Source organism: Gordonia sp. VNK21 (genome assembly GCF_046098115.1).
GTDB lineage: Bacteria > Actinomycetota > Actinomycetes > Mycobacteriales > Mycobacteriaceae > Gordonia.
The window spans coordinates 205,699-226,746 of record NZ_JBJURU010000001.1; the positions used below are offsets into that span (position 1 = coordinate 205,699).

The window sequence follows — 21,048 nt, forward strand, 5'->3', positions numbered from 1 at the left end:
ACCTCACCGTTGCGACTTCCGCCTCATCGGCCGGCGTTCGCCGCCTCGGCTCACGCGGCGGAGCCGGAATGACGATGGGAACACTCCACGCCCGCCTCGGGACATCGATCAGTGCACGACTGTACACTCGCATGCATGACGGGCAGTGCCGACCAGCGCCGGAACGAGGTGCGGGCGCTCACCGAACTCGGGCTCACCGAGATCTCGGGAGCGGCCCGCGGGCTGCACCGCACCCACCGCGCCGTCTCCGACCGGGTCTTCGGGGCGTTGCGCTGGGGACTGGGCCGCTCGGTGATCCCGGTGCAGGCGATGCACGACGCGGTGACCGACGGCGTCTACACGATCGTCGCCGAGACCACGGCGATCGCCGGCGAGGTCGGCGGCCGGGTGGCCGATCTGCCGATGGAACGACCGCCGTCGGCCACTGTCCGCGGCGCCGCTCTGATCAGCACCGTCAACGGGCTGATCGGCGACGAGCTCGATACGCAGTGCTCCCCACTGGCCGACGAGGCGATGACCGTCCGGGTCGACGGACGGCCCGTCTCCCCCACCGCCGCGGGGCTCGCCGACGCGTTCCCCGCACCGACCGGGCGGATCGCGGTGCTCGTGCACGGACTGGTCGAGACCGAGCACGCCTGGCGGGCGCGCGGCGAGGAGCCTGTGTCCTACCCGCAGGCGCTGGCCGAGGAGTGCGGGGTGACCACGGTCTTCCTCCGCTACAACACCGGCCGGCACATCTCCACCAACGGCCAGGATCTGGCCGAGCTGCTCGACGATCTGGTGCGCTGCTGGCCGGTTCCGGTGGACGAGATGATCCTGATCGGCCACTCCATGGGTGGACTGGTGCTGCGCAGCGCCGCGTACCACGGCGGACAGGCCGGCCACTGGTGGCCGCGGCTGGTCACGGTCAGCGTGAGTCTGGGCACCCCGCACCTCGGTGCACCGCTCGAATCACTGGCGCACCACGGCGCCGCCGCGCTGACCGCCTTCCCGGAGACGTCGTCGTTCGGCAGGCTGCTGCGCCGGCGCAGCAGCGGCATCCGTGATCTGCGAGCCGGCGCCCTGGTCGACGACGACTGGTCCGGTCGCGACCCCGACGACCTCGCCCGCGTCGAGGGCGCCGACATTCCGCTGCTGGCGACCGCCGAACACTACTTCGTCTCCGCGACGGTGACCTCCGACCCCGCCCATCCGGTGGGCCGGTTGGTGGGCGACGGTCTGGTGCTCCACCACAGCGCCGCCGGCGAGAGCAAGGTGCGCCGCATCGGGTTCAATCCGGCCAACGGTATGCACCTGGGCCGCTCCCACCACTTCACCCTGCTCGCCGATCCGCGGATCGCCGCGCAGTTGGTCGACTGGGTGGGCCGCCGCGGCTGACACGCGGTTCAGCCGGCCGACTCCAGATACCGCAGCACCGCCAGCACCCGGCGGTGGTCGTCGTCGGAGGTCTCCAGGCCGAGCTTGGCGAAGATCGCGGTCACGTGCTTCTCCACGGTGCCCAGGCTCACGAAGAGCCGCTCGGCGATGGCCTTGTTGGTGCGGCCCTGGGTCATCGCCTCGAGGACCTCGCGTTCGCGGGCGGTCAACGCCGACAACGGATTCCGCCGGGCCGCGAGCATCGCGGAGACCACCTGCGGATCGAGAACCGTCCCGCCGGAGCGGACCCGCTCAATGGCCTCGCGCAGCTCGCCGAGGGAACTGATCCGGTCCTTGAGCAGATACCCGACACCGTCGGCGCCGTCGGAGAGCAGTTCGGCCGCGTACACCGGCTCGACGTACTGGCTCAGCAGCAGCACTCCCACGTCCGGCGCCGCCGCCCGCAGGTCTCGGGCCGCCCGCAGCCCCTCGTCACGGAAGGTCGGGGGCAGCCGCACATCCAGCAGCACCACCTGCGGCTCGGTGCGCGCCACCTCGTCGAGCAGCCCCGTCGTGTCCCCGAGCGCCGCGACGGTCAGGTATCCCGCCTCGTCGAGCAGCCGGATCAGCCCCTCCCGCAACAGCACCGAGTCCTCGACGATCAGCACTCGCAGGGCGGAAAGGTCGTCTGCCTGTACCGGAATGCTCACCGGCCCAGTGTAGGTTCGCCCAGCGGAGCCGTGACCACGATCTCGGTGGGACCGCCCGCGGGACTGCTCACCCGCATCTCGCCGCGCAGACCCTGCACCCGCTGGTTCAGGCCGGCCAGCCCGCGGCCGGCCTCCGGCAGCGCACCTCCCCGTCCGTCGTCGGTCACCACCAGCCGCAGCCGGCCGACGCCGCCGTCCTCGTCGACCACTGCCGACAGTCCGGCGCTCGAGGCCCCGGCGTGCTTGGCCACATTGGTGAGCAGTTCGGCGGCGACGAAGTAGATCGCGCGCGCCACCTCGGGGCCGGCGGTGTCCACGGCCGGATCGAGGTGGGCGGTCACCGGGACCGGCGATCCGGCGGCCAGCGCCGTCAGCGCCGCATACAGCCCGCGGTCGGTGAGCAGCGGCGGCGCCACCCCGGACGAGAGTGCGCGCAGCTCGTCGAGCGCCGCCTGGCTCTGTCCGCGAGCCTCCCGCGCCAACTCGGCCGCCGCGCCCGAGTCGCCGTGGGCGAGCCGCCGCTCGATGGACGACAGGTCCATCTGCAGCCGCACCAGCCGCTGCTGCGGGCCGTCGTGCAGGTCGCGTTCGAGCCGCCGCAGCGACTGCGCCTCGGCCCGCAGCGCCGCATCCCGGGCGCGCGCCTCGGCCCGGAGCGCGACCGCCGCGTCGTCGGACGCCCAGCGGCCGAGCATCAGCCGGGCCGGCTGGTAGCTCAGCTGCGCGCACAGCGCCATCACCAGCGGCAGGGTCAGCAGTGCCAGCGCTCCGGCGACGAACTCCAGCCCGGCCTCCACCATCCAGGCGTGATCGGGGTTCAGGCCGTCGATCCGCCAGCCGCCGAAGACCTTTCCGTACTCTTCCTCCGGCCGGGTGCGGTCGACGGCCCACAGCCACAGCGGCGCGGTCACCCCGCCCAGGGCCACCGACGTCCACACCGCGGTCGCGATGAACACGCCCAGCGCGATCACCGGTTGCACCACACCCTGGTGAATCGCCGCCACCCAGTAGCGCGGATTGCGCAGCGGGGTGAGCAGCCGTCCCCACCAGGTTCGGGCAGGCCCCTGCGGGCTGGTGTCCCACTCCGGTTCCGGGATCGGTGCGAGGCCGGTCAGCCGCAGCAGTTCGAGGTTCCCGACCGCCAGACCGCGGGTGATCCACAGCGTGAGCGCCAGCAGCCAGATCCCGACCACCAGAATCAGCAGTCCGGCGCTCACCGAGAACCCGGTCACCAATGCCGTGAACGAGGCCAGGCCGAGCGGAAAAGCCAGCACGGCGTAGGCGATCCGGCCGGGCGTGTGCCGCCAGGCATCGCGGTAGGCGCCACGACCGTCGGCCTCGGCCGGCCGATCCTGCGGCGCACGGTGTCGATCCATCTCTGTCATAGTCACAGGTCTGATCGTCGTCGGCACGCGCGGCTCGCAGAATCCGACGGCCTCCCGGATTCGTCTGGGGGTTTACCCCACCGCCGTCTAGATTGAGCGCATGCGCCCGATTCTCGTGCCCCTGATCCTTGCCGCGGCCGGCGCACTGACCCTCTCCGCCTGTGGCGACGACGCCGGCTCCACACCGCCGCAGATGTCCGACTCGCAGATCGTGTACAGCTTCATCGGCCCCTCGGTGGCACCGCAGTATCACGACGAGTACACCCTGACCATCGCGGACGGCCAGGGCACGCTGCGCCGCGGCACCTACGGCGTGGTCGACGGCACCACCGAGCCGGCCTCCACCCGCACCGAGCCGGTCGACGAGGCGACCTGGGACCAGCTCGCGAACCGGCTGAACACCCTGCCGGACACCGAGGGCGAAGCGGGCTGCGCCGGTGGCTCCACCTTCGGTGTCACGGTCACCACTGGCAGCCGGACGGTGCACCGCAGCTCCGGCTACGCCTGCGGCTCCCGATTCGATCAGGTCGCCGACCCCTACCTGGCGTTCATCGCTCCGGTCTCCGAGCGCTTCGGACTGTGAACCGCCGTCCGGGAGACCAGGACTCGGCCGCAGCCGGCGGCGGTGGCATCCTGTACCGGTGAGCACCGACGCACCATCCACCGATCGCACCGGCCTGATCGTCGAGACCGTCACCGACCCGGCACTGGCGCCGCAGGTCGCCGAGGTGGCGGCCGCGACGTTTCCGCTCGCCTGCCCGGCGCACTCGTCCGCCGAGGACATCGCCGCACACATCGCCACCCAGCTCGGCCCGGACGACTTCGCCGGCTGGATCACCTCCCCCGGCCACGACGTACTGATCGCCCGGGACGGCGACGACGGACCGCTGCTCGGCTACTCCCTGCTCGTCTACGGCGCGCCCACCGACGCCGCGGTCGCCGCCGCCATCGACGGGGACACCGCCGGGAGCGACACCGTCACCGAGATCTCCAAGATGTACGTCCTGCCCGATCATCACGCCGCCCACCGCGACGACAGGCCGTCGCACCGACTGATGGAGGCGGCCATCGAAGCGGCGCGCAGCAACGGCTCGACGATGGTCTGGCTCGGGGTGAACCAGGAGAACCTGCGCGCTCAGCGCTACTACCGCAAGATGGGCTTCAGCACCATCGGCACCAAGACCTTCGACATGAACGGCACCATCGAACACGACTTCGTGCTGGGCCGCCGGCTCTGAGGCCGGTCCCCGGCACCGGGCGAATCGGCGATCTCACCGATCACCGGCAGATCCGCCGTATGTCGCAGACCTCGCAGCTCGGAAACCTGCTCTGACCTGGGAAGGATAACGCCTCGCCCGCGTGCGGCGACACGCAGTTCGGGTGGACTGTCGTCCGCTGAACGATCGATACGAGGATGGTCATCATGCCGCGCACCGCACACCGCTTCCGCACCCCGATCCTGCTCGCCGCCACCGCCGCGGCGGCCCTGGCCGGCGGCGCCGCCGGCACCGCCGGCCAGGCCCACGCCGACTACGTCCTGCACACCATCGGCGCACAGTGCTACTCGATGAACCCGAACATCGTCGACCTGCCGGCCTACGGGGGTGCGACCATCACCACCGACGTCGCCCGCCCCGGCCGCTTCGACGTCTCCTCGGACAGCAAGAGCATCTTCCCGTTCGCCAGCGACACGGTCGTGAAGGTGACGCAACTCGCGTCCGGCGCGACGAAGACCTACCACCGGCACTGGGTGCACCAGTTCCTCGCCGACGGCGGCGGCTACATGATCAACGACATCCCCGCCCGCGGCAAGGTGAAGGTGACCATCAGCGGCACCAACCGGGGGCTGCTCACCCTGCCGGCCGCGACCTGCTCGGGCACCGTGACGGTGCCGGGCTGAGCCGGCACCGGAACCCGGGCGGGCGGGTCAGCCGACGGACTCGGCGAATCGGGACAGCGCCAGCAGACGCGAGGTGGCGCGCAGATACTTCTTGCGGTATCCGCCGGCCACCATCTCCGGGGTGAACAGCTCGTCGAGCTTCGCGCCGGAGACCACCACCGGGATGTCCGCGTCGTAGAGCCGGTCGGCCAGCGCGACAAGCCGCAGGGCGACCGCCTGATCCGGGGCCGGGCGCACATCGGTGATGCACACCAGGCTGACCCCGTCGACGAGCGCTTTGTACTTGGACGGGTGCAGCCGCGCGAGCTGGTCGGTCAGCTCGGTGAAGGTGTCGAGGGTGGCACCCGGGGTGGCCTCGGCCTGGGCGATCAGCTCGGCCTCGGTGGCCGGTTCCGGCGCCGGCGGCAGATCACGATGCCGGTAGTCCGGACCGTCCACGCGCAGAGTCTCGAAGATCGACGACAGCTTCTGGATCTCGCGCAGGAAGTCCTGCGCGGCGAACCGCCCCTCGCCGAGCTGGCCGGGCAGGGTGTTGGAGGTGGCGACGATCGACACGCCGCGGGCGCTGAGCTCGGTCAGCAGCCGGGAGACCACCATCGTGTCGCCCGGATCGTCGAGCTCGAACTCGTCGATGCAGAGCACGCTGTGCCCGGCGAGCCGCTCCAGGGCGTCGGTGTAGCCGAGCGCGCCGACCACGTTGGTCACCTCACCGAAGGTCGCGAACGCCTTCGGCTCGGGCATCGAGTGGTAGATCGACGCCAGCAGGTGCGTCTTGCCCACACCGAAGCCGCCGTCGAGGTACAGGCCGATACCTTGCGGCGTCGAGGCCTTGCGGAAGAGTCCCTTCCTGCCGCCGGAGCGCAGCTTGGCCGCGCGGACCACGAAGTCGCGGGCCGCCGCCACCGCCGCAGCCTGGCTGGGCTCGTTGGGATCGGGGATGTACGAATCGAAACTCACCTCGTCGAACATCGACGGGGGAACCATTTCCCCGATCAGGGCGTCCGGGGCGATCACCGGGTTCCGCTCGGAAAGTCGTTCCACCATGGGGGAAGCCTAACGGGGCCACCGCACCGGCGGTGCGACTCCTTCCGGCAAAAGCGACCCAGGTCACAGCCGCGTCGCCGGCCGGCGCGCTGTTAACCTGGCGGGCATGGTCTCTGCCATCCCCCTCGAACAGCGGGCCCAGCTCTTTCCGCAGTCAGGCCTGGACGTGGAGTACGTGGCCGACGATCCCACCGCCATGACCTTCGCCGGGGCCGACCCGATCACCGACCTCGACACGGCCGCCGACCTGGTGGTGACCCTGCTCGAAGCGCGCTTGCAGGCGGTGATCGAGGCGCACCCCGGACCGGTCGGCCTGATGCTCTCCGGCGGCATCGATTCGATCCTGATCGCCGGGGTGGCCGCCCGCCTCGGGATGGCGCCGCACGCGATCACCGTCATCACCGACACCGCCGCCGGGCGGCCGGACGATCTGCGCGGCGCCGAGGTGGCGGCACACCTCGGCTTCGGTCACGATGTGCTGCGGCTGAACGTCGACCGCATCGCCGACGCGGCGCGGTCGTGCATCCGCCGGATCGGCACCTGGGAGCTCTGGGAGATCACCTCCGCCATCCCCAACCGCGCCGCCTTCGACCGCTTCGAGGAACTCGGGACGGGCCCGGTGCTCACCGGAGCCGGATCCGATGCCCTGTTCATGGGCGGGGCCGCGCTGGCGGCCGACCCCGGCAGCGACGCCGGACTCGAGGAGTTCCGGTCCACCGTCACGGCCAAGGTGCACAGCAACTTCACCCGCCGCCGGCTCATCCCCGACTACTACGAACGGCTGCTCGGACCGTCGGCGGAGCAGTTCATCCAGGTCTTCCAGACGGAGGGTTTCTGGCGGCTGGCCATGTCGATCCACCCCGCGCTGCTCTGGCGGCCGGGCCCGGACGGCCGCATCTACGACAAGTACCTGCTGCGCTACGCCGGCGCCCGGATCGGACTGCCGCCGGAGTTCGTGTGGACGGCCAAGGCGCCGCTGCAGGTCTCCTCGGGTGTGGTCGGCGCCCTCGCCGAGTCGGCCCGCACCGACCTGGCCCGCGACGACGACCAGAACACCTACGCCGACCCCCTGACCGAGCCCATCGAGCACACCGCGGTCCGGCTGTTCCTGCGCTCGCTGAGCGTCACCGACGGCGAGGGGACGCCGTGAACCGGGACGAACTGTTCGAGAACTACGCCTGGCCGCCGGGCCGCTGTCTGCGCACCAACTTCGTCTACGGGCTCGACGCGAGCCTGGCCGCCGACGGCACCTCCGGACACTTCTCCGGCCCGGCCGACAACGCCCTGCTGCACCATCTGCGGGCCACCGCCGATCTCGTGCTGGTGGGCGCCTCGACGGCGATGGCCGAGAACTACATCGGAGTCCGGCTGCCCGACGACGAGGCGGCCGCCCGGCGCCGGCGGGGCCAGGGCGGTCCGCCCCCGCTGGCGGTGCTCACCTCCTCCGGACGGATCGGCTCGCCCGACCGCTTCCTGCGGCAGACCGAGACCGGGAACTACCTCGTGCTGACCGGCGACGACCCGTCGGCCCGGGCGGCCGCCGAGGAGGCCCTCACCCGGTCGGCCGGGACCATGACCCTGCTGCAGGCGGCGGATCTTCGCGGAGCCATCGAGCAGTTGTATGCGGCCGGTCATCAGCGCATCCTGTGTGAGGGCGGCCCCCGGGTGGCCGCCGCACTGGCCCAGGCCGGGCTGGTCGACGAGATGTGTGTGGCGCTGTCCCCGGCCACCGGAGGTGTGGGGCATCCCGGCACCGCCCCCGAAGCCGGCCACCGGTACCGCCCGGTGTTCGCCGGGCTCGTCGACGACTTCGTCTTCACCCGCTGGACCGCGATCAAGGAGAGCACCCGATGACCTCATCGCGCCGGCGCCGGTGGCGCGGTGCGGCCGCCTGCGGGCTGGCCGCGCTGCTGGTGCTCACCGGCTGCACCGCCGGCCCCGACCCCGGTCCGCAGGTGGTGCGCGGCGACGACGGCGGCGGTGAGACCGGCGGCAGCCCCACCCTGCCCGAACTGAGCGCGCCCAGGAACGACCTCAACTACGGCTCGTGCGGTGACGAGCTCGAATCCTACGACGCGCCGACCCCGAAGGGTCTCGAACTCGCCTGCGCCGACTTCGACTCCCCGATCGATCCGGCGAGCCCCAACGGCTCCACCATCACCGTCGGCGTGGTCCGCGCCACGCTCCCCGACACGCCCGACGACGCCGCGCCGCTGGTCCTGACCACCGGCGACGACCTGCCCAGCTCACGGCTGCTGCTCAGTCTGAACGTCGATGCGGTCCGGGAACTGCTGGTCCGCCATCCGATCGTCGCCGTGGACCGCCGCGGAATCGGTCTGTCGAGCCCGATCGACTGTCTCACCAAGTCGCAGCGGTCGGTGATCGCCGAGGACGGGGCCGGAGACGGCCGGAAGCTGAACGATCGGGTGATGGCCCTGGCCCAGGCGGCCCGTGGGGCCGCCGACATGTGCAACGACACGCTCTCCCCCGACCAGCTGCACTACGACGCCGTCGCCGCGGCCGCCGACCTCGAACAGCTGCGCAGCCGGTGGTCGGTGGACCGTATCGGCATCTGGTCCGTCGGCAGCGGCTCCTCGGTGGCGCTGGCCTATGCGGCCGCCCACCCCAAGCAGCTCGGCCGGCTCATCCTCGATTCCCCGGTCGGCTACAACGTGGCCGCCCCGCAAGCAGCGTCGGCCCGGGCCGAAGGCCTGCAGAACAGCCTCGCCGCGTTCGCCGCCCGCTGTTCGGCGGTCGGCTGCGCCCTCGGCGGCGGCGACCCGACGGCCGCCCTGCAGCGGGTGATCAGCGCCGCCGGCCGCGGCAGCCTGCCCGGTCTGTCCGATACCGCGGTGCTCTCGGCCGTGACCACGGCGCTCGCGCTCGGCGACGGCAGCCCCGACGCCCTCAAGAAGCTCGGCGACGCCCTCGTCGACGCCGACCGCGGACAGACCGCCGCCCTGCGCGAACTGGCCACACAGGCACAGCCGCTGCGCATCTCGGACGGTCAGCTGGTGTCGCGGTGCAACGACATCGTCGGCAAGCCCGGCCTGGACTCGCTGCCCAGCCTGGCCTCCGATTGGGAGCAGGACGCGCCGATGACCGCCGTGACTCAAGCCCTGGATCTGGGTCGCTGCGACGGCTGGGGGGCCGCCGAGAGCGGGGCCGCCCCCACCTCGTTCCTCGTCGACCCGCTGATCCTGATCAACACCAATGATCCGGTCAACGGCGCCAAGGCGGTCGAGACGCTCAGCCCGCTGCTGGTCGCGGCCGGGGCCGATCCGGCCGCCGTCGGCTGGGACGGCATCGGCCTGTCGGTGATGCGCAGCAGCGACTGCGCCGCCCAGGTCGCCGACGAATACCTCGGCGACCGCCCGCTCTCGGGCCAGAAGCAGCGGGCGTGCCCTTCCTGAGTCCGGCGCCACGGATGTAGTACGGTTTCGCGGGTGAACGCTATCGATCGGTACCTCTACCCGCGTCAGGACGTGTCCCGCATCCTGAGCGCGGTGCTGTGGCCCATCAGCGTGGTGCTGATCGTCCAGCGCTCGGTGTTCCTCGCCGTCAACGGCGCCCGCACCGACGACTTCACGCCGGTCTACAACGCTGCGTTCAACTTCGTGAACCGGCTGCCGGTGTACACCGAGAACTACGACACAGTGGATCCGCACTACCTGTATCCGCCGTCGGGCAGCCTGCTGATGGCTCCCCTGGCCAAACTCGATCCGCTGTACGCGCGCTGGCTGTTCATCGCGGCCTCGGTGATCGCGCTGATCGTGGCCGCCTACCTGCTGGTGCGGCTGTTCGGCTACCGCGCCGACTCCTGGCTCTTCCCGGCCACCCTGGTGTTCTTCTTCCTCTCCGAGTCGGTCTCGAACACGCTGATCTTCACCAACTTCAACGGCTTCGTGCTGCTGGGCATGGTGGCCTTCCTGCTGCTGCTGCGCACTCGCAACGAACTGTGGGCGGGTGTCTTCCTCGGACTGACGCTGTCGGTCAAACCGGTGCTGGCGCCCCTGCTGCTGCTGCCGCTGCTCAATCGGCAGTTCAAGACGCTGATCACCGCGATCGGCGTCCCGGTTCTGCTCAACGCGGTGGCGTGGCCGATCGCCGCGGACCCTCGCGACTTCATCGACCGCACCGCGCCCTACCTGTTCGAGGCCCGCGACTACTACAACAGCTCGCTGACCGGTTTCGGCCTGTACTTCGGAGTGCCGGGCTGGCTGATCCTGGTCCTGCGCATCGCGGCCGTCGTGATGGCGGTGTTCTCGCTCTGGTTCCTGTACCGCTACTACCGCCGCACCGATGAGCTGCTGTGGCTCACCACCTCGTCCGGGGTGCTGCTGCTGGCCCTGTGGCTGGCCGGTTCACTCGGCCAGGGCTACTACTCGATGCTGCTCTTCCCGCTGCTGGCGACGGTCCTCCTGCGCGGCTCCGCGCTCCGCAACTGGCCGGCCTGGCTGGCGGCGTTCCTGTTCCTGAGCTTCGAGCCGTTCACCTCCCGCCGCTGGGAGCCGCTGGGCCGCAACATCGAGTACTCGCGGTTCACCGTCGGGTGGATGCTGCTGCTGACCGTGATCTTCTTCGTGCTGCTGTTCCGCTGGCTCGACGTCCGCGGGCACGAGGCGCCCGGCGACGACGCGGCCGCCGAGCCGGAGCCGGAGTCCGGCGGTGGCCGGAAGGAGCCCACCGCGGCTACCGTGGAGGCATGAGCGACTTTCCCGCCGATCCGTCCGCACTGACCGACGACGACTGGCGGCAACGGCTGAGCCCGGAGGAGTTCCGGGTGCTGCGCCAGGCCGGCACCGAGGCGCCGTTCGCCGGCGAATACACCGACACCACCGCCGAGGGCGTCTACCGCTGCCGCGCGTGCGGTGCCGAACTGTTCCGCAGCACCACCAAGTTCGAATCCCATTGCGGCTGGCCGTCGTTCTTCACTCCGCTGGCCGGCGAGGCGATCATCGAACGCCGCGACGACTCGCTCGGCATGACCCGCACCGAAGTGCTGTGCGCCAACTGCGGCAGTCACCTCGGTCACGTCTTCGCCGGCGAGGGCTACGACACCCCCACCGATCTGCGCTACTGCATCAACTCGATCAGCCTCACCCTCGACGAGGCCTGAGCCCAGGAGGCCCCGTGCCCACGACCGTCGCCGTCGGCGATACCGCGCCCGACTTCACGCTGCCCGATCAGGCCGGCATCGAACGCCGTCTGTCCGAGCTGCTGACCGACGGCCCCGTCGTGCTGTTCTTCTACCCCGCCGCGATGACCCCGGGCTGCACCAAGGAGGCCTGCCACTTCCGGGATCTGGCGGCCGAGTTCGCCGAGGCCGGAGCGCAGCGCGTCGGGATCAGCCGCGACGGCGTGGCCAAACAGGCGCAGTTCGCCGACACCAAGTCCTTCGGCTATCCGCTGCTCTCCGACGAGGACGGCGCGGTGGCCGCACGGTACGGCGTCAAACGCGGCCTGCTCGGTGCCCTGCTGCCGGTCAAGCGCACCACCTTCGTGATCGCCGAGGACCGGACCGTGCTGGCGGTGATCGCCAGCGAGGTGAACATGGGGGCCCACGCCGACGGCGCGCTGCAGGCGCTCAGGGCAGCGCGCTGAGCAACTGCTTCGGCTCCACCCGCGGACCGGTGAAGAACGGGATCTCCACGCGCACGTGCCGACGGGCCTCGGTGGCCCGCAGATCACGCATCAGGTCGACGATGCGGTGGAGCTCGGGGGCTTCGAAGGCCAGGATCCACTCGTAGTCGCCGAGTGCGAACGCCGGAACGGTATTAGCCCGCACGTCCTTGTAGCCGCGCGCGGCCTTGCCGTGGTCGGCCAGCATGGTGCGGCGTTCCTCGTCGGGCAGCAGGTACCAGTCGTAGGAGCGCACGAACGGGTACACGCACACGTAGTTGCCCGGTTCCTCACCGGCCAGGAAGGCCGGGATGTGGCTCTTGTTGAACTCGGCCGGACGATGCAGCGCGGCGCCGCTCCAGAACGGGTCGCTGGCCCGGCCCAGCACGGTGGTGCGGCGGAAGTCGTTGTAGGCGGCCTGGATCTGCTCGATGGTCTCGGCGTGCCACCAGAACATGAAGTCGGCGTCACCGCGCATGCCGGCCACGTCGTACAGGCCGCGTAGCACCACGCCGCGGTCGGCCAGCCCGGCCACGAACTCCTCGAGTTCGGCGATCGCCTCGGTGCGGTCCTCGGGCAGTTCCCCGGCCCGCACGGTGAAGACCGAGAACATCAGGTAGCGGATGGTGTTGTTCAGTTCGTCATAGTCCAAGCGAGCCATGACTCCATAGTGCCACCGGACCGTGCGCCCGGATCAGTCAGGCTGGTCGGCGGCCGACGGTGCGGCGTGGCGGAGTGTCCCGCAGGGAGTCGGCCCACATCGGATTGTCAGTACCTCGTGTCATATTAGAGTCGAACATACAAGCTATCGTGTGTCGGCTCGCGGGGGGAGGTGAATGACGATGGCATCCACGGACGGTGCAGCGGCGTGGGGGCAGGTCGATTGTTCTGTCGCCGGGATGACCGTTCCCGGGGACGACGCCGGTGTCGATGCGCAGTGTCGTGGGTGGATGGCGTTCGCGGTGGCCGCGCATCGGGGTCAGTCGTTCTTGTACTGGTCGCAGCTGCGGGGTATTGCCGAGTTCCTCGATCTGGCGCTGGCCGAGGTCGGCGAGCAGGTCCACGATGGTGTGGCCGAGCGGGATCTGCTCGATCCGTGGACGGTCACCGTCGAGGAGGTCGCGATCGGGTTCGCGGTGCCGACGGGCAGGGCGCGGGCGTTGGTCGCTGAGGCGATGGCGGCCGCCGATCGTCTGCCGGGCACGTCGGAGTTGTTGCGGGACGGGGTGATCGATCCGGACATGTTCACCACGGTGGTCGATCGCACCGACATCGTCGACGACCCGCAGATCCTGGCCGCCGTCGACGCGGACCTGGCGTCGGGATTGGGCAAGGCCGGCCATATCTCGGTGCGGGCCGCCCGGCGGCTCGCCGACCGGGTCGTCGCCCGCCGGGACGTCGACGCCGACCGGCGGCGCCGGGAGAAGAACCGGTCGCGCACCAATGTGGTCCACCGCGACCGGGGTGAGGGCCTCGGGGCGTTGACGATCACCGCCGACGCCGAGGAATCACGCCTGGCACTCGAAGCGGTCACCGCGCTGGCCAAGGGGTGTTGCCCGAACGATCCGCGGACCCCGGGTCAGCGGCGATCGGCGGCGGCGATCGCCCGCCTGCGGCGGGTGCCGTTCACCTGCGCCTGCGGTGACGCAGCGACCTGTACCGCCACCCTCAGCGACGACGAGGTCTCCGAACGCCAGGCCCGGATAGTCATTCACGCGGTCTGCCAGAAGAGCATCCTCGAGCCCGACGAGGCCACCGAACCCGCCAACACCACCGAACCCGACGACACCACTGGACCCGACGAGGCGACCGGACCCGACGAGGCGACCGGGCCCGACGACGCTGCCGGGCCGGTACGGCGACGGGACCGGCACGTTCCGGGCTATCTCGATGGTCACGGGCCGATCAGTGCCGAACAGATCCGGCGGCTCGCGCAGCGCCCGGACACGGTGGTGCGAGATCTGGACCTGGGGGATCTGTCCGCTCCTGCACGAGCGGGGTGGATCGATCGGACCTGTCACGACGCCGACCCGTACCGTCCGACCGCCACCGTCGATGCCCTGGTGCGCGGCCTGTTCGGAACGTGCACCATTCCCGGCTGTGACCGTGCGGCCTGGAACTGCCAACTCGACCACGTCGACGAGTTCGATCAGATCTGCCCGGCCTCGGGCGGCCCGACGTGTCTGTGCAACCTGGGCCCGAAGTGCCTGAAACACCACCAGTTCAAGACACACCTGGGTGCCCGGCGCCCACAGGACGGCTGGATCGACGACCTGTGGATCGACACCGACGGAGTGTTCTGGACCTCGATCACCACCCGGCACGGCACCACCCTCGCGACCCGCGCCGAAAACCAATGGCTCTTCCCGCAACTGACCGGCCTCCGATGCCGGCACGAGCAGTCACCGGTGGCTACTGGGCTCGCACACCCGCCACCTGACCACACCATCGAAGAAGGAGCTACTCCCACCACCCGAGGCGGCGGCCGACAAACCGCCACCGCATACAAACACGCCTGGCGCAGATCCATCCGCGCCCGCAACCGGGAACTACGCGAGCAGGCCGAACACGACGCCGGACCACCACCCTTCTGAGCGGCCCGCCCCTCCCCTTCTGAGCGGCCCGCCCCTCCCCTTCTGAGCGGCTCCGTCGTTCAGCGGGCGGGGACGTCTGCGGCGATTCGCTCGGCGGCTCGCCCCGCGGCACCGATACAGGCCGGGACGCCGACCCCGGACAGGGCGGCGCCGGCCACCGCGAGCCCGGGCGGCAACTGGGTCAGCGCTCGGTCCATCGCGGCGAGATGCCCCGGACCGTAGTGCGGCAGTCCGGTGGGCCAGCGCTGCACCAGGGCGCCGGCGACCTGAGGGGCCGGTAGTCCGGCCGCGGCGAAGATCACCGCCAGGTCCTCGGTGGCCGCCGCGATCAGTTCGGCGTCGGTGCCACGAACCGAGGCGCCGAGCCGACCGAAGGAGACCCGCAGCAACGCGGGTCCGCCGGCCAGATGCGGCCACTTCTGGGAGCTGAGCGTGACGGCCTTGCAGCGCAGGTCCTGTGCGTCGGAGGCCACCAGCACCCCGGAGTGCTCGGGCACCGCGGAACCGTCGGCCAGCGCGACCGCCACCACCGCTGACCCGGCCGGAGCGACCGCCGCGAAGGCGGCGGCGGCCTGCGGTGCGGTCTCCGCGAGCAGTGGACCCGCGTACCAAGCCGGCAGCGCCACCACCACACCGGCGTAGTCGGCGGCCGTCCCGTCCGCGGTGACCAGTGTGTACCCCGTGCCGGTTCGCGCCAGCCCGGTGACCTCGCAGCCGCGGTGCACCTGTGCGCCGCCGGCCCGCTCGAGAACCTGCACCAACCGGCGGTAGCCGCCGCGCAGTGCGCCGAAGACCGGACCGGCCGCCGCCGACTGCGCCGACGTGAGACTCGCGACCGCCGCGGTCAGCGACGGCGCCCCGGCGTCGAGTGCAGCGGCCAGCGCCGGAACGGCCTCCCGCAGACCGAGATCGTCGGCCCGGGCCGAGTAGACCCCGCCGAGCATCGGGTCGACGCTGCGTGCCGTGACCGTCGCACCGAAACGTTCGGTGACCAATACGCCCACCGACGGGTCCGCGCCGGTCCGCCAGTGCAGCGGGCGGCCCGACTCGCCGGCGATCAGCTTGCGCTGATCGCCGGCGAGCAGAGCGCCGAGGGCCTCCGGTCCGGCCGGGATGCCCATCACCGCCGGCGACGGCAGCGCGTGCAGCCGTCCACCGGACCAGATCGCCGGGCGCAGAGGCCCCGGCGAGACCACCTCGTCGGCCAGACCGAGTTCTGCCAGCAGCGCCGTCGCTTCGGGGCGGCGGACGATGAAGGCCTCTGCCCCGACATCCATCGGCACCCCGGCCACGTCGCGGGTGGCCAGCAGTCCGCCGACCTGCCGATCGGCCTCGTAGAGGTCGATCAGCGCGTCGGCGCCGTAGCTGCGGCGCAGCCGGTGGGCGGCGGTGAGTCCGGAAACGCCGCCGCCGACGACGGCCAGCCGCACGCTCACAGGGAGTGGATGAGTTCGACGGCGCGGGTCACGGCCTCGGCGGGCGTGTCCGGGAGCACCCCGTGCCCGAGGTTGACGATGTGCCCGCGGGCCCCGGCGTCGATCGCCTTCTCGCCGTCGCGCAGCACCCGGGCCACCTCCCGGCGCAGCACGTCCTCCCCGGCCAGCAGCACGGTGGGATCGAGGTTGCCCTGCACGGCGACCGGCGCCTCGACCCGGCGCACCGCCTCGTCGAGCGGCACCCGCCAGTCCACGCCGATCACGTCGGCGCCCACATCGGTCATCGCCTTGAGCAGTTCGCCGGTGCCCACCCCGAAGTGGATGCGCGGCACACCCGCCTCGGCGATCTCGGCGAAGACCCGCGCCGAATGCGGCGCCACGTGGCTCCGGTAGGTCTCCTCGGAAAGCGCACCGGCCCACGAGTCGAAGAGCTGCACCGCATCCACACCGGCGGCGATCTGCGCCTGCAGGAAGGTGATCGTGATGTCGGTGAGCGTGCCCATCAGCCGGTGCCACAGTTCCGGTTCGGCCAGCATCATGGTCTTGGTGCGCTGATAGGTGCGGCTCGGGCCGCCCTCGATGAGGTAGGACGCCAGAGTGAACGGTGCCCCGGCGAAGCCGATGAGCGCCTTGTTCTCGGGCAGTTCCCCGAGGATCTGGCCGATGGCCGCGGTCACCGCGCCCACCGCCTCCGCGTCGAGCCGCGGCAGGGCCGCCACGTCGGCAGCGGTGCGCACCGGCTGGGCGATCACCGGGCCAGTGCCGGCGACGATGTCCAGGTCCACGCCGGCGGCCCGCAGCGGTACCACGATGTCGGAGAACAGGATGGCGGCGTCGGTGTCGTGGCGGCGCACCGGCTGCAGGGTGATCTCGCATACCAGGTCGGGGTCGAAACAGGATTCGAGCATGCCGCGGTCGGCCCGGATCTCGCGGTATTCGGGCAGGGAGCGGCCGGCTTGGCGCATGAACCACACCGGGCGGCGGGCGGGAGTCTGTCCAGTGGCGGCGGCCAGCAGCGGCATCGGCGCCGGCGAGCGCCGGGAACGGCTGTGCGTGAAGGTCATGGCTCCATCGTGTCATCCCCGCCTCCAGTAGTGCTCGCCCGTCGTCTTTCCGGCGCGCCTGCGAGACTCGGGTCACCCCGCGGCTTAACCTGGCGCCGTGACCACAGGAGCCCAATCGGAGCCGGCCGATTTCACCGAAGCAGTGCAGTCACTGCACACGGCCTCCGTGCGTCCCGAGATCGAGGTGGGATCGATCCGGCCGCCGCAGCGGCTGGCCCCCTACAGCTACGCTCTCGGCGCCGAGGTGACCCCGCCCGACATCACCGACCCGGCCTTGGTGCCCACCGATTCGGCGGGTTCGGCCTTCGGCCGGCTGGTACTGCTCTACGATCCGGCCGGACACGAGGCCTGGAACGGGACCTTCCGGCTGGTGGCCTTCATCCAGGCCGAGGTGGAGGCCGATCTGGCCGCCGATCCGCTGCTGCCGGAGGTGGCCTGGAGCTGGCTGGCCGAGGCGCTCGGCGTCCCGGAGGGCGCCACCGAATCGCTGCCGCCGCTGGGCAGCGATGTGTCGGCGGTGCTCGCGCTCGGCGGCACCGTCACCTCCACCACCTCGGTGCGCTACGGCGACATCGCCGGACCGCCCCGCGCCCATCAGCTCGAGCTGCGCGCCTCCTGGACGTCGTCGAGCGCGGCTCTGGCCGGTCACCTCGAAGCCTTCTGCGAGGTCCTCGCCAGCGCGGCCGGACTGCCTCCGGCCGGGGTGGCCTCGCTCTCGCGTATTGGCCCGCAATGACGCAGGACCGGCCCGAGCGCGCCGCGGCGGTGCCGACCCCACCGGACGACATCGCCCCGCTGCTCGCGCCCGCCGACGGCGTTCCCGAGGTGATCACCACCCCGGACCAGTTCGCACGGGCGGCCGATGCACTGGCCGGCGGCAGCGGACCGATCGCTGTCGACACCGAACGCGCCAGCGGCTACCGCTACTCGCAGCGGGCCTACCTCATCCAGTTGCGCCGGAACGGCGCCGGCAGCTTCCTGATCGATCCGATCGACCATCCCGATGCGCTCGCCCCGGTGATCGACGCGCTCACCGGCCCGCAGTGGGTGCTGCACGCCGCCGACCAGGACCTGCCGTGCCTGACCGAGCTGGGCTTCGTGTGCTCAGACCTGTTCGACACCGAACTCGCCGGCCGGCTGCTGAACCTGCCGAAGGTGAACCTGGCCGCCATGACGGCACATTTTCTGCACCTGGGGCTGGCCAAGGGGCACGGCGCCGCGGACTGGTCGCACCGTCCGCTGCCCGCCGACTGGCTCAACTACGCCGCCCTCGACGTGGAGGTGCTGGTGGAGCTGCGCGATGCGATCGACGCGCAACTGCAGGAGGCCGGCCGCAGCGAGTGGGCGGCGCAGGAGTTCGCGCACATCCTGACCCGTCCCCCGGCCCCGCCCCGCACCGACCGATGGCGGCGCACCTCCAACATCCACACGCTGCGCACCACCCGGCAGCTGGCGATCGTCAAAGAGCTGTGGGAGGCGCGTGAGCAGATCGCGGCCCGCCGGGACGTCGCCCCGGGGCGGGTGCTGCCGGATTCGGCGATCATCACCGCGGCCAACGCCGCGCCCACCTCGGAGGCCGAACTGACCCGGCTGCCGGTGTTCGGCGGTCCGAGGCAGCGCCGGCAGGCCCGGGTGTGGCTGGCGGCGATCGCACGGGCGCAGGCCCTGCCCGAGAGCGCACTGCCGCCGCGCAAGGCGGCCGGCACCGGTCCGCCGCCGATCAACCGCTGGGATCAGCGCCGTCCGGACGCCGCCCGGCGCGCCCATCTGGTGCGTCCGGCGGTCAAGGAGGTGGCGCTGGCGCACGATCTGCCGACCGAGAACCTGCTGGCCCCGGATGTGGTGCGCGAGCTGTGCTGGGAGGGCGTGGACCCGCAGATCGACCTGGTGGACGACTGGCTCGCGCGTCATGCGGCCCGGCCCTGGCAGCGGGAGCTGACCGACGAGCCGATCACGGCGGCGCTGCGCGAGGCAGCACACGACTGATCGGCCACGACTGATCGGGGGCGCCCGGTGGGCGAACCGACGTCAGCGGTGGCTCAGTACCGCGTCCTCGGCGATCGTCTTGACCACACCGGTGGCGGTGAGCCCGAAGTCGGCGAGCAGTTCGTCCCGGCCGGCGTGGGTCACGAACTCCTGCGGCACACCGAGTTGCCGGACCGGGACGTCCACTCCGGCCGCGGAGAGCACCTCGTGGACCGCCGCACCCACACCGCCGTGCACGCCGCCGTCCTCGAGGGTGACCACCAGCCGATGCCGGCGGGCCAGTTCGGTCAGCGATTCCGGAACCGGCAGCACCCAGCGCGGATCGACGACGGTGGCCTCGATGCCCTGATCGGCCAGTCCGGCGGCCGCGGCCACCGCGACACCGGCGAAGGCACCGACCGCGACGATCAGCACCGGCGGCTCGTCGCCGTCGGGCGCCACCAGCACGTCCACTCCGTCGCTGAGCCGGCGCACCGCCGGAATGTCTTCGGGCACCGCCCCTTTGGAGAAGCGCAGCGCGGTGGGTCCGTCGCCCACAGCGAGCGCCTCAGCGAGTTCTTCGCGGACACGGGCCCCGTCGCGGGGTGCGGCGACCCGCATCCCCGGCACGATCGACATCAGCGACAGGTCCCACATGCCGTGATGGCTGGGCCCGTCGGGGCCGGTGATCCCGGACCGGTCGAGCACCAGGGTGACCGGGAGTTTGAGCAGCGCCACATCCATCAGCAGCTGATCGAAGGCCCGGTTGAGGAAGGTGGAGTAGATGGCCAGCACCGGGTGCAGCCCGCCGAGCGCCAGGCCGGCCGCCGAGGTCATGCCGTGCTGTTCGGCGATGCCCACATCGAACATCCGGTCCGGATAGGCCTCGCCGAAAGCGGCCAGACCGGTGGGGCCGGGCATGGCCGCGGTGATCGCCACCACGTCGTCCCGGCTGCGGCCCAGCTCGACCAGCGCCGCGGAGAACACCGAGGTGAAGTCCTGGGCGGGCGCGGCGTGCGCCACCCCGGTGGCCGGATCCATCTTGCCGGTGGCGTGCATCTGCTCGGCGAGGTCGTTCTCGGCCGGCGCGTACCCCATCCCCTTGCGGGTCACCGTGTGCACGATCACCGGCCCGCCGAAGCTCTTGGCCTGCGAGAGCGCCGCTTCGAGCGCTTCGAGGTCGTGGCCGTCGACCGGGCCGACGTACTTGATGCCCAGATCGGAGAACATCGCCTGCGGCGAGAGCAGGTCTTTGGCGCCGCTCTTGAGCCCGTGCAGCACCAGGTAGGCCGCCTCGCCGACCACCGGCACCGCTTTGAGGGCTTCGCGGCTGCCGGCCAGGAAGCGTTCGTAGCCGGGTTGCAGCCGCAGCCGCGCCAGGTGCCGGGCCAGGCCGCCGATCGTCGGAGCGTAGGAGCGCCCGTTGTCGTTGACCACCACCACCACCTGGCGGTCGCCCTCGGCGATGTTGTTGAGCGCCTCCCAGCACATGCCGCCGGTCAGTGCGCCGTCGCCGACGACGGCCACCACGGCGCGGTCCTGCCCGGTCAGCTCGAACGATTTGGACAGTCCGTCGGCCACCGACAGCGCCGCCGAGGCGTGCGAGGACTCGACCCAGTCGTGCGGGCTCTCGGTGCGGTCCTGGTACCCGCTCAGACCGTCGCGCTGGCGCAGGGTGTCGAAGCGGTCCTTCCGGCCGGTGACGATCTTGTGCACGTAGCACTGGTGACCGGTGTCGAAGATGATCGCATCGGAGGGCGAGTCGAAGACCCGGTGCAGGGCGAGCGTCAGTTCCACCACACCGAGGTTGGGGCCGAGGTGGCCACCGGTGGCGGCGACCTTCTCGATCAGAAAGGTGCGGATCTCGCCGGCCAGCCGGGTGAGATCCTCGGGGGTCAGCGCGCGTACGTCGGCCGGCGAATCAACCCGATCAAGCACACCCATGCGGTCCTCCTAGGAGTCGGCGGCACCA

General features: G+C 71.4%; 20 protein-coding genes. 13 read left to right on the top strand and 7 right to left on the bottom strand.

The genetic code is table 11. The features are described from left to right. Nucleotides 1-135: 135 nt before the first annotated feature. Nucleotides 136-1,377: an esterase/lipase family protein gene (locus ACJMNC_RS01050; RefSeq protein WP_408946100.1), complete on the top strand. Its 1,242-nt coding sequence runs from the start codon at nucleotides 136-138 to the stop codon at nucleotides 1,375-1,377. Nucleotides 1,378-1,385: 8 nt separating this feature from the next. Here the strand turns inward: ACJMNC_RS01050 and ACJMNC_RS01055 are convergent, their stop codons facing one another. Together ACJMNC_RS01055 and ACJMNC_RS01060 are read right to left on the bottom strand one after the other, a co-directional pair. Continuing rightward, nucleotides 1,386-2,030 (bottom strand): response regulator transcription factor, encoded by a 645-nt coding sequence (locus ACJMNC_RS01055; RefSeq protein WP_408946447.1) that lies wholly within the window; start codon nucleotides 2,028-2,030, stop codon nucleotides 1,386-1,388. Between the two features lie 32 nt (nucleotides 2,031-2,062). Further along, nucleotides 2,063-3,442, bottom strand: coding sequence for a sensor histidine kinase (locus ACJMNC_RS01060; RefSeq protein ID WP_408946101.1), 1,380 nt, complete (start codon nucleotides 3,440-3,442; stop codon nucleotides 2,063-2,065). Nucleotides 3,443-3,551: 109 nt separating this feature from the next. Between ACJMNC_RS01060 and ACJMNC_RS01065 the strand changes: the two genes are divergently transcribed. The 3 genes from ACJMNC_RS01065 to ACJMNC_RS01075 all read left to right on the top strand — a co-directional run bounded on the left by ACJMNC_RS01065 (nucleotide 3,552) and on the right by ACJMNC_RS01075 (nucleotide 5,351). After that, entirely contained in the window at nucleotides 3,552-4,034 is a 483-nt protein-coding gene (locus ACJMNC_RS01065; RefSeq protein WP_408946102.1) for a hypothetical protein, read from the top strand. A gap of 58 nt (nucleotides 4,035-4,092) precedes the next feature. Next, nucleotides 4,093-4,689, top strand: a complete 597-nt coding sequence (locus tag ACJMNC_RS01070; protein ID WP_408946103.1) for a GNAT family N-acetyltransferase — start codon at nucleotides 4,093-4,095, stop codon at nucleotides 4,687-4,689. Between the two features lie 185 nt (nucleotides 4,690-4,874). Next, a complete protein-coding gene (locus ACJMNC_RS01075; RefSeq protein ID WP_408946104.1) occupies nucleotides 4,875-5,351 on the top strand; it encodes a hypothetical protein in 477 nt (158 codons plus the stop codon). A gap of 27 nt (nucleotides 5,352-5,378) precedes the next feature. Here the strand turns inward: ACJMNC_RS01075 and zapE are convergent, their stop codons facing one another. Then, on the bottom strand, nucleotides 5,379-6,395 hold the full coding sequence (zapE, locus tag ACJMNC_RS01080) for a cell division protein ZapE (RefSeq protein ID WP_408946105.1): 1,017 nt from the start codon (nucleotides 6,393-6,395) through the stop codon (nucleotides 5,379-5,381). A gap of 106 nt (nucleotides 6,396-6,501) precedes the next feature. Here zapE and ACJMNC_RS01085 point away from each other — a divergent pair, with 106 nt between their 5' ends. The 6 genes from ACJMNC_RS01085 to ACJMNC_RS01110 are packed head-to-tail and all read left to right on the top strand — an operon-like array spanning nucleotide 6,502 to nucleotide 11,999. Beyond that, nucleotides 6,502-7,545, top strand: a complete 1,044-nt coding sequence (locus ACJMNC_RS01085; RefSeq protein ID WP_408946106.1) for an asparagine synthase C-terminal domain-containing protein — start codon at nucleotides 6,502-6,504, stop codon at nucleotides 7,543-7,545. Next, nucleotides 7,542-8,249, top strand: coding sequence for a dihydrofolate reductase family protein (locus tag ACJMNC_RS01090; RefSeq protein WP_408946107.1), 708 nt, complete (start codon nucleotides 7,542-7,544; stop codon nucleotides 8,247-8,249). Before ACJMNC_RS01085 ends, ACJMNC_RS01090 begins: the two co-directional genes overlap by 4 nt. Next, on the top strand, nucleotides 8,246-9,808 hold the full coding sequence (locus ACJMNC_RS01095; RefSeq protein ID WP_408946108.1) for an alpha/beta fold hydrolase: 1,563 nt from the start codon (nucleotides 8,246-8,248) through the stop codon (nucleotides 9,806-9,808). Before ACJMNC_RS01090 ends, ACJMNC_RS01095 begins: the two co-directional genes overlap by 4 nt. A gap of 33 nt (nucleotides 9,809-9,841) precedes the next feature. Then, on the top strand, nucleotides 9,842-11,104 hold the full coding sequence (locus ACJMNC_RS01100) for a glycosyltransferase family 87 protein (RefSeq protein ID WP_408946109.1): 1,263 nt from the start codon (nucleotides 9,842-9,844) through the stop codon (nucleotides 11,102-11,104). Further along, a complete protein-coding gene (gene msrB / locus ACJMNC_RS01105) occupies nucleotides 11,101-11,514 on the top strand; it encodes a peptide-methionine (R)-S-oxide reductase MsrB (protein WP_408946110.1) in 414 nt (137 codons plus the stop codon). The genes ACJMNC_RS01100 and msrB overlap by 4 nt, the downstream gene beginning before the upstream one ends. Before the next feature lie 14 nt (nucleotides 11,515-11,528). Continuing rightward, entirely contained in the window at nucleotides 11,529-11,999 is a 471-nt protein-coding gene (locus ACJMNC_RS01110) for a peroxiredoxin (protein ID WP_408946111.1), read from the top strand. Here ACJMNC_RS01110 and hemQ read toward each other — a convergent pair. Beyond that, a complete protein-coding gene (hemQ, locus tag ACJMNC_RS01115; protein WP_408946112.1) occupies nucleotides 11,983-12,678 on the bottom strand; it encodes a hydrogen peroxide-dependent heme synthase in 696 nt (231 codons plus the stop codon). The two genes, ACJMNC_RS01110 and hemQ, sit on opposite strands and share 17 nt — an antisense overlap. 181 nt (nucleotides 12,679-12,859) lie before the next feature. Here hemQ and ACJMNC_RS01120 point away from each other — a divergent pair, with 181 nt between their 5' ends. Next, a complete protein-coding gene (locus ACJMNC_RS01120; RefSeq protein ID WP_408946113.1) occupies nucleotides 12,860-14,611 on the top strand; it encodes a DUF222 domain-containing protein in 1,752 nt (583 codons plus the stop codon). Nucleotides 14,612-14,670: 59 nt separating this feature from the next. Here ACJMNC_RS01120 and hemG read toward each other — a convergent pair whose 3' ends face one another. Both hemG and hemE read right to left on the bottom strand, forming a co-directional pair. After that, nucleotides 14,671-16,047 (bottom strand): protoporphyrinogen oxidase, encoded by a 1,377-nt coding sequence (hemG, locus tag ACJMNC_RS01125; RefSeq protein ID WP_408946114.1) that lies wholly within the window; start codon nucleotides 16,045-16,047, stop codon nucleotides 14,671-14,673. Then, on the bottom strand, nucleotides 16,044-17,069 hold the full coding sequence (gene hemE / locus ACJMNC_RS01130; RefSeq protein ID WP_408946448.1) for a uroporphyrinogen decarboxylase: 1,026 nt from the start codon (nucleotides 17,067-17,069) through the stop codon (nucleotides 16,044-16,046). Before hemE ends, hemG begins: the two co-directional genes overlap by 4 nt. A gap of 139 nt (nucleotides 17,070-17,208) precedes the next feature. On the opposite strand from hemE, the gene ACJMNC_RS01135 reads away from it, so the two are divergent. Further along, nucleotides 17,209-17,847 (top strand): DUF3000 domain-containing protein, encoded by a 639-nt coding sequence (locus ACJMNC_RS01135; RefSeq protein ID WP_408946115.1) that lies wholly within the window; start codon nucleotides 17,209-17,211, stop codon nucleotides 17,845-17,847. Next, on the top strand, nucleotides 17,844-19,097 hold the full coding sequence (locus tag ACJMNC_RS01140; RefSeq protein WP_408946116.1) for an HRDC domain-containing protein: 1,254 nt from the start codon (nucleotides 17,844-17,846) through the stop codon (nucleotides 19,095-19,097). The genes ACJMNC_RS01135 and ACJMNC_RS01140 overlap by 4 nt, the downstream gene beginning before the upstream one ends. Nucleotides 19,098-19,139: 42 nt before the next feature. Here the strand turns inward: ACJMNC_RS01140 and dxs are convergent, their stop codons facing one another. Beyond that, nucleotides 19,140-21,020, bottom strand: coding sequence for a 1-deoxy-D-xylulose-5-phosphate synthase (gene dxs / locus ACJMNC_RS01145; RefSeq protein ID WP_408946117.1), 1,881 nt, complete (start codon nucleotides 21,018-21,020; stop codon nucleotides 19,140-19,142). Nucleotides 21,021-21,048 lie beyond the last annotated feature (28 nt).

Excerpts from the sequence above, each read along its gene's own strand:
- hemQ (WP_408946112.1), bottom strand. The coding sequence starts at position 12,678 with ATGGCTCGCTTGGACTATGACGAACTGAACAACACCATCCGCTACCTG.
- ACJMNC_RS01060 (WP_408946101.1), bottom strand. The coding sequence starts at position 3,442 with ATGGATCGACACCGTGCGCCGCAGGATCGGCCGGCCGAGGCCGACGGT.
- zapE (WP_408946105.1), bottom strand. The coding sequence starts at position 6,395 with ATGGTGGAACGACTTTCCGAGCGGAACCCGGTGATCGCCCCGGACGCC.
- ACJMNC_RS01085 (WP_408946106.1), top strand. The coding sequence starts at position 6,502 with ATGGTCTCTGCCATCCCCCTCGAACAGCGGGCCCAGCTCTTTCCGCAG.
- msrB (WP_408946110.1), top strand. The coding sequence starts at position 11,101 with ATGAGCGACTTTCCCGCCGATCCGTCCGCACTGACCGACGACGACTGG.
- ACJMNC_RS01050 (WP_408946100.1), top strand. The coding sequence starts at position 136 with ATGACGGGCAGTGCCGACCAGCGCCGGAACGAGGTGCGGGCGCTCACC.
- ACJMNC_RS01075 (WP_408946104.1), top strand. The coding sequence starts at position 4,875 with ATGCCGCGCACCGCACACCGCTTCCGCACCCCGATCCTGCTCGCCGCC.
- dxs (WP_408946117.1), bottom strand. The coding sequence starts at position 21,020 with ATGGGTGTGCTTGATCGGGTTGATTCGCCGGCCGACGTACGCGCGCTG.
- ACJMNC_RS01065 (WP_408946102.1), top strand. The coding sequence starts at position 3,552 with ATGCGCCCGATTCTCGTGCCCCTGATCCTTGCCGCGGCCGGCGCACTG.
- ACJMNC_RS01140 (WP_408946116.1), top strand. The coding sequence starts at position 17,844 with ATGACGCAGGACCGGCCCGAGCGCGCCGCGGCGGTGCCGACCCCACCG.
- ACJMNC_RS01120 (WP_408946113.1), top strand. The coding sequence starts at position 12,860 with ATGGCATCCACGGACGGTGCAGCGGCGTGGGGGCAGGTCGATTGTTCT.
- hemE (WP_408946448.1), bottom strand. The coding sequence starts at position 17,069 with ATGCCGCTGCTGGCCGCCGCCACTGGACAGACTCCCGCCCGCCGCCCG.
- ACJMNC_RS01095 (WP_408946108.1), top strand. The coding sequence starts at position 8,246 with ATGACCTCATCGCGCCGGCGCCGGTGGCGCGGTGCGGCCGCCTGCGGG.